This window comes from Pelatocladus sp. (assembly GCF_059505505.1).
In genome coordinates this window covers 25,542-36,276 of sequence record NZ_JCACKS010000239.1, presented here as the reverse complement: position 1 = coordinate 36,276, position 10,735 = coordinate 25,542, and the positions used below count along the sequence as shown (strand labels likewise).

Annotated in this window: 6 protein-coding genes and 1 pseudogene; 3 read left to right on the top strand and 4 right to left on the bottom strand. The window is 40.9% G+C overall.

Translation table 11 applies throughout. The annotated features are described in order from the left end of the window. Positions 1 to 248: 248 nt before the first annotated feature. Together AC5JMK_RS23795 and AC5JMK_RS23790 are read right to left on the bottom strand one after the other, a co-directional pair. Positions 249 to 416, bottom strand: a pseudogene (locus AC5JMK_RS23795) (Uma2 family endonuclease); the annotation flags it as partial. Between the two features lie 16 nt (positions 417 to 432). Further along, entirely contained in the window at positions 433 to 1,200 is a 768-nt protein-coding gene (locus AC5JMK_RS23790) for an armadillo-type fold-containing protein (protein WP_096675667.1), read from the bottom strand. 404 nt (positions 1,201 to 1,604) lie between these two features. Here AC5JMK_RS23790 and AC5JMK_RS23785 point away from each other — a divergent pair, with 404 nt between their 5' ends. Together AC5JMK_RS23785 and AC5JMK_RS23780 are read left to right on the top strand one after the other, a co-directional pair. Continuing rightward, positions 1,605 to 3,194, top strand: coding sequence for an efflux RND transporter periplasmic adaptor subunit (locus AC5JMK_RS23785; RefSeq protein WP_495911166.1), 1,590 nt, complete (start codon positions 1,605 to 1,607; stop codon positions 3,192 to 3,194). Between the two features lie 55 nt (positions 3,195 to 3,249). Next, positions 3,250 to 6,372, top strand: coding sequence for an efflux RND transporter permease subunit (locus AC5JMK_RS23780; protein ID WP_495911164.1), 3,123 nt, complete (start codon positions 3,250 to 3,252; stop codon positions 6,370 to 6,372). Between the two features lie 41 nt (positions 6,373 to 6,413). Here the strand turns inward: AC5JMK_RS23780 and AC5JMK_RS23775 are convergent, their stop codons facing one another. Together AC5JMK_RS23775 and AC5JMK_RS23770 are read right to left on the bottom strand one after the other, a co-directional pair. After that, entirely contained in the window at positions 6,414 to 8,471 is a 2,058-nt protein-coding gene (locus AC5JMK_RS23775) for a heavy metal translocating P-type ATPase (protein WP_096675661.1), read from the bottom strand. A gap of 367 nt (positions 8,472 to 8,838) precedes the next feature. Beyond that, positions 8,839 to 9,177 (bottom strand): four-helix bundle copper-binding protein, encoded by a 339-nt coding sequence (locus AC5JMK_RS23770; protein WP_096675660.1) that lies wholly within the window; start codon positions 9,175 to 9,177, stop codon positions 8,839 to 8,841. A 928-nt stretch (positions 9,178 to 10,105) separates the two neighbouring features. Between AC5JMK_RS23770 and AC5JMK_RS23765 the strand changes: the two genes are divergently transcribed. Then, a complete protein-coding gene (locus AC5JMK_RS23765) occupies positions 10,106 to 10,615 on the top strand; it encodes a hypothetical protein (protein ID WP_495911165.1) in 510 nt (169 codons plus the stop codon). Positions 10,616 to 10,735: the final 120 nt, after the last annotated feature.

Genomic DNA, 10,735 nt, shown 5'->3' with positions numbered 1-10,735 from the left:
ATTCGTAATGTAAGCCGATGCATTCGTAATGTAAGCCGATGCATTCGTAATGTAAGCCGATGCATTCGTAATGTAATTGGTTTTTAAGCCAATACGGTTGGTGTTAAGGATTTTTAGTACAGAAAATTGGTGTGTACCAGACACGAAATTACCCTGTGGGATCTTGCTACGCGTCTCTACTCTACTGAACCGTATTGGTTTATAGTAAGCACTTTATATCTACTTTCGTCTGGACGTTGGACAATCATTTACACAAAAAACCGACTCACAGCACAACTAAAACCAGGTAACAATGGTGAACTCAATTCATCATTATCTAACAACGTTACCATCAACTTTAAAATTCCACTTTGGCGCCGATAAACTTCAACTTGTTGCAATCGCCAATCTGCAATCCAATATTCCTTCACTCCCCGTTTAGTTTTTTACCGTTTAAAGTATAATTCGACTTTTAACTTTTGCTTTGGTAGGTATTTTAAGTGCTACAGGAGTTGATGAAAGCATTTGCATTCGCTCCAAGACTTGCAAACTACTAAAAGCTGCTTCTCGGATTGCTGCTTCTTCTTCATGACAAAGCAGTAGTCTTAAACATTGATCAATATTTTGTAACTCTGAAGCATCAATTCGATTGTTAGTGATTAATTTTGTTAGCAGACGTATAGCGATTAAACGCTTGAGAGGATCTTTTTCGGTGAGATTAGTTAATAAATTATCTAACTGATTTTCATCTCTATTTCCGTAAAGGCTGACTATTTGCCATGTCAATAAAAATAATGTTATTAGTGTTGCTGAACCTTGCAAAATTACGCCTGCGGCCAGCCAATGGCTATTGGATTCTAACCAAATCACAGTTGCCATGTAAGTGCTGAAGCAAGCCATACCACCACTAATCACGGCTAGAGTCAGCCGACGGTTCGGACTATTTAAAAATTTCTTAATTTCAGACAAGTGTAACTGCCAACGCCATGCTTGCATGGAATAAACAAACATCATTGTCCCCATACCCGCACTACTAGCTAACAGCAGTTTCCAATTCCACAATAGCATCGCCACTACTATAGTCAGAAACCCAAGAGCGCCTCCTGGTCCACGGAAACGTTCTAGAGGTAACTTTTTTGTGGCTCCCGACTTGAACTCTGGAAGCATCCAATCGAGGATCTGGTCAATTAATTGCTGCCAAGAAGAGGAAGCCTGTGCCACGATATCTACCTACTTGATTGTAAATGGTTAATAAATAAGTAATAACCTCTACCAGAATACCTGAAGTAGAGGTCTTGCCAGAGATTTTATCACTGACTTTTATACTTCCGGCCCAATACTGCTTGGTCAAGAGCCAGAAGCTTTAAATCCGTTGAAACTATAGCAGTTCTCGGTTGTGTCCAATACGCACCCCACCCCGGTTTTGCTGATGCAAAACCGGGGTGGGGTTCCGACTGTATTGCAATCAAGTCAGAAGTGCTATAGAACATAACGCTTAAGCTCGATTTCATCCTAATTTCATTTCTAAATGAAACACTAGTGTAAGAGTGCATTTCTCAAAATGAGAAAGTACTTTTGACCACTCGCAATTCCTGACGCTCCATACTCAAGGATTTTTCATGGCGATGTCTTACTCTGTGCGTTCCCAAACACCTACGGCAATTCCTTGTGTTTATGGCACAATTGTTAGCCTGCTGTTTTTAGCAAGTCCCGCAGTTGTTCTGGCTCATAGTGGACATGGAAACGAATTTCATCAAGAAAGTGAAACCACTCAAACTACTAATTCTATTCAAGTTGATGTTGATACAGCCAAACGGCTAGAAATTAAAGTCGAGCCAGTCCAACGTCAACAGCTAGCTCTAGGGATTAAAACCACTGGACAAATTGAAACTCTACCCAGTCAAAAAGTGGAAGTGACTACCCCAATTTCTGGAGCGAAAGTGGTTGAATTGTTAGTGGAACCTGGTGCAGGTGTAACAAAAGGTCAACCCGTTGCTGTTGTTACCAGCCCTGATTTAGTGACATTGCGCGTTGAATCTCAGGAAAAACTTGCTCAAGCTCAAGCTGATTTACAGCAAGCACAAGCTGACTTAAGACTGGCTCAACAAAACTACGATCGCTATCAACAAATAGCCGATTCTGAAATCGCTCAAGCCCAGAGCCAAGTATCATTTGCTCAAGAAAAATACGATAAAGACCAACAGTTAGCTGATACAGGTGCTTTACCCCGACGCAATGCTTTAGAATCCCAAACCCAACTAGCACAAGCAAAAGCCGAACTCACCAAAGCCAAAAGTCGTCGAGACGTGATTCAGGCAGAAAATCAACTCAAACGCGCTCAAGCCGCAGTTAACGTTGCAAAAAGAAATATTCAACTCAGTAATAATATTTATCAAACTCGCCTTCAACAATTGGGTAACAGTGGTAATGCCAAGGGACTGGTGACGGTGACTGCTCCGATTGCTGGTAAAGTTGCAGATAGGGAAGTAACAATTGGTCAAACTTTTGAGGATGCTGGTGGCAAATTGATGACGATTGTCAATGACAGTCGGGTTTTTGCTACAGCGAATATTTATGAAAAAGATTTAGATAAAGTAAGAACAGGTCAACGAGTAAGTGTCAAAGTTGCTTCTGTACCTAAGCGCACTTTTACAGGAAAAATTGCCGTAATTGGGTCAGTAGTAGAAGGTGAAACGCGAGTAATACCCGTAAAAGCTCAAATAAATAATCCAGGCGGAGTCCTCAAACCAGGGATGTTTGCAGAACTAGAAGTCCTAACAGACCAAACCTCAGCACCTAGTTTGGCTATTCCCACCTCAGCTGTAGTTGATGTGAATGATAAAAAACAGGTTTACGTGCAGAATGGTAATGCTTACCAACCTGTTGAAGTTACTTTAGGGCAAAACTCTGGCGACATGGTTGAGGTAAAGACTGGGTTATTCGAGGGAGATTTGATTGTCACCCAGCGCGCACCTCAACTTTATGCTCAATCTCTGCGAGGTGGTAGCAAACCGAAACAAGACGAAGCTAGAGAAACTCCTGCACAGACAAAGATAGAGCCGAAAACACCATACTTATTATGGCTATTGGGAGTAGGGGGAGTAGCCGCAACTGCTACTTTAGGTTTTATGGCTGGCGCTTTCTGGAATGGTCGTCATCACAAATCACAGCAGCTAGTGCTAGTAGATACACCTAAAGTAAAAAGTAAAAAGTAAAAAGTAAAAAGGCAAAAGAAACAAGCAGCACGCATGATCTTAAGTTGAACAAAATATGTTAAATGCTATTCTCAAGTGGTCGATTGTCCAACGTTGGATAGTGGTGTTGGGAGCAATTGTTGTCACTTTTTTGGGTGTGTATAATCTTACCCAAATGCCTTTAGATGTCTTTCCTGATTTTGCCCCACCCCAAGTCGAAATTCAAACTGAAGCTCCAGGACTCGCCCCCGAAGAAGTTGAATCTTTAATTACTTTGCCAATTGAAAGTGCAGTCAATGGTACACCGGGAGTAGAAACTGTGCGTTCTTCCTCGGCGGTTAGCATTTCTGTTGTTAAGGTAATTTTTCAATGGGGAACTAATGTTTATCAAGCCCGCCAGTTAGTCACAGAACGATTGCAACAGGCTGTGCAAAAACTACCAGAGGGCGTGGAAAACCCACAAATTTCTCCAATCTCTTCCCCCATTGGTACAGTTCTGCAATATGCTTTAACTACCGAAACAACTCCCATGATGGAAGTGCGGCGTTTGGTTGACCGAGATATTACCAACCGACTGCTAGCTGTACCGGGTGTTTCTCAGGTGATCGCCTATGGTGGTGATGTCCGCCAGTATCAGGTTTTAGTTGATCCAGCCAAGCTCAAGGCTTTTAATGTCACTTTAGAAGAAGTCACAGCAGCAGCAAGAGGCGCGAATGTCAATGCTGCGGGTGGCTTTTTGATTAATCCTGACCAAGAAATAGTTATTCGTGGAGTCGGACGCATAGATTCAATTGAGCAATTGGGAAATTCTGTAATTACAGCTCGCAATGGTACGCCGATTTTACTAAAAGATATTGCAGATGTGCGAATTGGTGCAGCCCTCAAGCGTGGAGATGGCAGTTTAAACGGTCAAAGGGCGATCGCAGTGATGGTTAACAAGCAACCCCAATATGATACCCCGACTGTCACCAGAGCCATTGAAAAGGCAATGGAAGAGGTCAAAGCTGGCTTACCTAAAGATGTCAAAGTTATCGAAACTTTCCGCCAAAATAATTTTATCGATGCAGCAATTGAAAATGTTACCAGTTCTCTACGCGATGGTATCATCATCGTTTCAATTATCCTGCTGCTATTTTTGATGAACTGGCGCACCGCCGTGATTACCCTTAGCGCTATTCCTTTATCAGTTTTGATTGGGATGATGATTTTGGGCTTGTTTGGTCAGGGTATCAATACTATGACATTAGGAGGATTAGCTGTGGCAATTGGTTCGGTAGTGGATGATTCTATCGTTGATATGGAAAATGCCTACCGGGGTTTGCGAAAAAATCAGCTAGCGGGAACTCCTGTAAATCCTTTCAAAGTTGTTTACGATACCTCTGTAGAAGTCAGAGTTAGTGTAATTTTTTCTACCGTAATTATTGCCGTTGTTTTTGCACCAATTTTCTTCCTTACAGGCGTGGAAGGTCGGATATTTGCACCGATGGGGGTTGCTTACTTGGTGTCAATTTTTGCTTCAACGCTTGTAGCAATGACCCTTTCCCCAGCCTTGTGTGCAATTTTATTAGCAAATCGATCGCTACCAGCAGATGATACTTGGGTGAGTGCTTTATCACAGCGACTCTATCGACCAATCCTGAATTTTTCGATGCGTTTCCCCACAATTATTTTGGCCGTTGCTGGAGCATCTTTAGTTACATCTTTGGTTATTCTCCCAAGTTTAGGACGAGTATTTTTGCCGGAGTTCCAAGAACCATCTTTAGTAAACGCAGTCCTGCTTTATCCAGGAAGTTCTCTAGAAGCAACCAATCAAGTTGGATTTGTGATGCAGGATGCTCTTAAAAATGATCAGCGATTTAAAACGGTGCAGTTACGGGCTGGACGCGCCCCTGGTGATGCGGATGCAGGTGGGGTTAACTTGGGACATTTAGATGTAGAACTAAGTGCAGAGGGATTGAAAGATCGCAAAGGAAGTATTGAGAAGCTGCGAGCAGAATTTGCTAAGATACCGGGAATTGCGCCTAATATTGGTGGGTTTATTTCTCACCGCATGGATGAAGTATTATCTGGGGTAAGGAGTGCGATCGCTATTAAAATTTTCGGTCCCGATTTGCAAGAACTACGCCGTTTGGGGACAGAAGTTCAAGCAGCAGTGAGTAATATTCCCGGACTCGTAGACTTACAACTCGAACCTCAAGTCCCGATTAAACAGTTACAAATTAAATTTAACCGCGAAGCAGCAGCTCGTTATGGCTTAACTGTGGGTAATTTGAGTGAGATGGTAGAAACTGCTTTCAATGGACGAGTAGTATCTCAGGTTCTTAAAGACCAACAACTGTTTGACTTGGTGGTTTGGTTAAAAGAAGATGCTCGTAATAATTTAGATATTATTCGTAATTTATTGGTAGATACCCCCACAGGTCAGAAAATTCCTCTCGCGCAAGTCGCCAGCATAGACTACGGAACTGGCCCCAACACAATTAACCGCGAAAATGTTTCTCGCCTAATTGTTGTGTCTGCAAACGTATCAGGTCGAGATTTAGGTTCTGTAGTAGATGAAATTCAAGCTCAAGTCAAAAACTCAGTACAATTGCCCACAGGCTACTTTATTCAATACGGCGGTCAGTTTGAATCAGAACAACGAGCTACTCAGAATTTACTGGTATTTGGGGGACTGGCAATTGTCGTAATTAGTATATTAATGTACTTTGCCGTTAAATCCGTCGCGGCGATGCTGATGATTATGATTAACTTACCTCTGGCTGTGGTTGGGGGGATATTTTCGATTGCTTTAGGGGGCGGGATCATTTCTGTAGCTTCCCTAGTAGGCTTTATTACCCTTTTTGGCGTAGCAACACGCAACGGCTTGCTGCTAGTAGACAATTACAACAATAAGTTGGCAGAGGGAATGACTCTACGGGAAGTAATTTTTGAGGGATCGATGGAACGCTTAGTAGCTATTTTAATGACAGCTCTGACCTCCGCTTTGGGAATGGTTCCTTTAGTAATTGGTACGGGTGCAGGTAAGGAAATTTTGCAACCTTTGGCGGTAGTAGTACTGGGAGGTTTGTTTACTTCTACTGCTTTAACTTTATTGGTGTTACCTGCTTTATACGCTAAGTTCAGTAAGTTGTTAATGCCAAAACAAATGTCAAGTGTTGAACAAGAAAAGGAAGTTGGGGGAGTATTGGAGTGGTAATTTTTGGTAAAATTTTGCCTCTCCTCCCTGTGTGCATAGATTCAAGCCAACTTCGCCCGTCGTAACATTACGGCGTTAATTGCCACAATCACAGTTGATAAACTCATTAACAATGCTCCCACGGCTGGCGAAAGTAAAATTCCCCAAGTATAAAGCACACCAGCAGCCAGAGGAATAGAAATGACGTTGTAACCTGTTGCCCATACCAGATTTTGAATCATTTTGCTGTAGGTTTTCTGTGCTAAATTAAGGGCTTTAACGGCATCTAAGGGATCATCCTCAATCAATACCAAATCAGCTGACTCGATCGCAACATTAGTCCCTGCACCGATCGCAATCCCAATATTAGCTTCTAAAAGTGCAGCTGCATCGTTAATTCCATCACCAACAAAAGCTGTTGCACCTTCTTGTTTCAATTGTTTGATAATACTAACCTTGTCTTCTGGCAAAACTCGACCATAGTAACGGTCGATACCTAAATCCTCAGCAACTGCACGGGCAACAGCTTCCGCATCTCCGGTAATCATGACTACTTGAATATTTTTTGCTTTTAATTTATTTACCGCTTCTCGCGCCCGTTCCCGCACTTGGTCAGCCATTGAAATTACAGCAACAGCACTTTTATTTGTCATTAAAACTACTGCACTTTCACCGCGTTCGTCTGCTTTATTTAGTCCTTGACGCAGAGATGATGGCAAAGTCAGATTTTGTTCTTCTACCCACTCCGGACGACCAATCCGGTAAGTTTGACCGTTAACTTTACCCTCAACTCCACGACCTGTTACTGTTTTAAAATCAGTCATTTGAGGTAAATGCAGTTGGCGACGTTCTGCGGCTTCCACCACTGCTTTCGCTAAGGGATGTTCAGAAGAAGTTTCCAAAGCAGCGGCTATTGCTAAGGCTTGTTCTTCTGTTAAAGAGTCACTCACAACTCTTTGAACTGCAAAGCGTCCTTCTGTCAGGGTTCCAGTTTTATCGAACGCCATATTTTTAATATCTTTTGCTCGTTCTAAAGCATCTCGATTTCTCACCAAAATTCCATTTTTAGCAGCTAAACCAGTAGAGTTAGCAATTACCAAAGGAATAGCTAAACCGAGGGCATGAGGACAAGTTATAACTAATACGGTCACGCTACGGTTGACAGCAAAAATTAAATCACTAAAAAATAGCCAAGTAAAGAAAGTGAGACTACCAGCAGCGATCGCAATGATAGTTAACCAGTAAGCTGTCCGGTCTGCTAAAACTTGATATCTACTTCTTGAACCCTGCGCCTCTTCTACCAAGCGCATAATCTGATTAATCGTCGTATCGCCACCAATACGAGTAACTTTAACTTTTACCGAACCTTCACCGTTAACCGAACCAGCTACGACTTCATCGCCTTCGTGTTTAGAAACGGGACGAGATTCACCTGTGAGAAAAGATTCATTAATATTGGTGTCTCCCTCAATCACAATCCCATCATTGGGAACCTGCTCACCCGGACGAATTAAAATGATATCTTCTGCTTGAATGTCGCTAACTGCAACATCTTCAACTTTACCGTTAGTAAAGCGATGAGCTTGAGAAGGTACTAATTCTGCCAGATTTTCTAAAGCCCGGCTAGCACCTTGAACAGAAGCCATTTCTATCCAATGTCCCAACAACATAATATCTACTAGGGTTGCTAATTCCCAATAGAAAGGCATTCCCTGCAAACCGAGAGAAACTGCCAAGCTGTAGACAAATGCTACTGTAATTGCCAGCGCAATCAAAGTCATCATCCCAATTTTGCTGTGCAGTTCGTTCCAAGCACCTTTGAGAAATACCCAACCGCCATAAAAATAGATGATGATTGCTAAAACCGGATTAATCCACTCCGAACGGGGAAATGCGATCGCTTCATAATTTAACCAATCTTGTAGTTGGGTGGAAAAATATAAGATGGGTAAAGTTAGAACAAGGCAGATAAAAAAGCGACGTTTGAAAATTTCCGGGCTGTGTCCTGCATGTTTACCATGTCCGGCGTGTCCACCATGTTCTAAGTGTCCGGCATGATTGTGGTGTTCATCACCTTCTCGAACTACGTGGTTATTTCGTGTGTGATGTTGCTTTGTCATTAGCTTACATTTATATCTTGCACTTGAATGTGAAAATAATGAATACGCTGAATTTTTAGTTAAATCTCATCAACTAAAAAATCTTTCCCTTCTGTCGTCTGCCCTCTGCCTCTATTCCATAAGTGTTTTCATAATCTTGATCTCCTCCTTCTGTGTTGTCACAATCTCTGTGCATAGCTCCTGAATACGTGGGTTTGTCAGCGATGATTGCTCGTTTTCTTCTATTTAGGGTTAGGAAAATGTAAGGCAAGCTAAATCAATTATGATTTTTCTCGCGGAGTGTACCCGATCAATTACTAGTAATCACTACTAAGTAAAGCAGTGTGAACTGATAAACAGCTTGCCTTACGGTTGAAGTAAATTAAACTTATGCCACTCCTACAGCAGCGATTTTGCGATATTCTTCTACAGCTTGCCGACAAGCTTTTGCACATTTCTTGCAGTGTTCTGCATCATGCTTCTCACATTCTTTGGCGCAGGCTTCACATATCTCTGCACAAGCACGTACTAAGTGAGGAATAAAACGCGAACCACGTACCATATAAATAGCCACAGTCCGGCAAATTTCTGCACAATCAAGGCAGGTACGAGCGCATTGTGCCATTTCTGCATGACCGATACAGGCTTCAGCACAGTGTTCGCACTCTACTGCACAGTACATCGCAACATCAAAACTAGATTGATATTCTTCGTGAACTAAAAGCATATACACCCCTATTTTCATGATTTGCGCTTTCGTAATTAGAAGAATAGAAAAAGACTTCAAAATAGTGCTTCTAACTATAGGAATAAAAGAATATTTTTAATTTTCTTACTTGTACATATGTTAAATTTCATCTTGATTTCACTTTGATATGCTTATCATAAAAATTTATAAAGCAGTTTTTTAAATTAAAATCAAAATTGTAAAATTGTGCCTGATAGACTCAATCAAAAATCTAGAATAATTGCAAATAATGAATTCTGAAAAAATAAACAGCCATCAGTTTATTACCCTCACTACTGGTGGCGCTGTAAGTGCTTTGGTCGCTAATTGAATCTGGGAAATAGTTACTTCTTCTCAATTCTCAACAACACTAGCAATTGACTGACCTAAGTTGCACAAAAGTAATAATTGTTTATTAGAACTTAACCTCGAAGCTAGTACTCCACCACATTAATTTTGATGAGTCGCAGGTGTTTAGATCCCCAACTTCGCAAAAATTGTCGAGGATCTATAATCCCTCAAGATTAATGTGGAGAAGCACTAGTACTCAAAGCTCAAGTTTGCGATTAGCTGACTGGATAAATCTTTGAGTCCGTTTTCAACGGACTTGTGCTATTAGCCAGAGAATTTATTCTCTGGCGGGATATTAGGTAGCTGCAAAATATAAGCTATCCTGGCTGATTCTACCTGTTTGATAAATTTCATCTCAATTTCATTTCGATTTGTAATACTTGATATTGTCACTAAATTTGCTTACAAAAATGTAATCTACTCGTATAAAATAGTTTCTAACAAATCAGGAGTAATTATAAATACATAAATCCTAACGAAAACTAAGACAAGCAATAGTTTTGCAGATTTTTTTGCTAAAAACTGCGTTTATCACTATCCACATTACAATTAAATTTCTCAAATGAAGAATCATTTAATGCAATATCTGAATCTCAGTTTTGTATTTTTAGCAAGTGTCGGACTAGTTTTTTTAGGTGCTTGTAGTAACAGCAATCAAACAGCTACTACAGATAATAATACTTCTAGTAATACTTCAGTAAGCTCTAACTCTGGTTCTGTATCACCAACTGCTTCTGCTTCACCTGCTGCTAAAACAAATAACGAACATGGTGCATCTAAAGGTGGTCAAGTTGTAGAGACAGGAACTTATCATTTAGAATTTGTTCCTGAAAAAGAAGCAAGTGCAACTCATATGGATTTATACCTGCTAAAAGGTGACAACCATGAAACAGTACCTGACGCGAAAGTAACGGCTCAAGTTCAGCTACCTGATGGAAAACAAAAATCAATTCCCATGACATATGAAGCTAATGGAAAACATTACACAGCAAAGTTAACTGAAAAAGCAACTGGTCAATATCAAGTAAAAGTTATTGCTGATCTTAAAGGTGAAAAAGTAAATGGTAGGTTTACTTTTAATCAATAGACTTATCTTGACATTCTCCGAGTTACAAGATAAAGGTACAGGGATTGCGCCTGAAGAGAGGTAGACTCAAAAATCATTTCGGCAGACTCAAAAATCATTTCGGCAGACTCAAAAATCATT

Coding starts and splice junctions, on each gene's coding strand:
- AC5JMK_RS23785 (WP_495911166.1), top strand. CDS start 1,605: ATGTCTTACTCTGTGCGTTCCCAAACACCTACGGCAATTCCTTGTGTT.
- AC5JMK_RS23780 (WP_495911164.1), top strand. CDS start 3,250: ATGTTAAATGCTATTCTCAAGTGGTCGATTGTCCAACGTTGGATAGTG.
- AC5JMK_RS23775 (WP_096675661.1), bottom strand. CDS start 8,471: ATGACAAAGCAACATCACACACGAAATAACCACGTAGTTCGAGAAGGT.
- AC5JMK_RS23770 (WP_096675660.1), bottom strand. CDS start 9,177: ATGCTTTTAGTTCACGAAGAATATCAATCTAGTTTTGATGTTGCGATG.
- AC5JMK_RS23765 (WP_495911165.1), top strand. CDS start 10,106: ATGCAATATCTGAATCTCAGTTTTGTATTTTTAGCAAGTGTCGGACTA.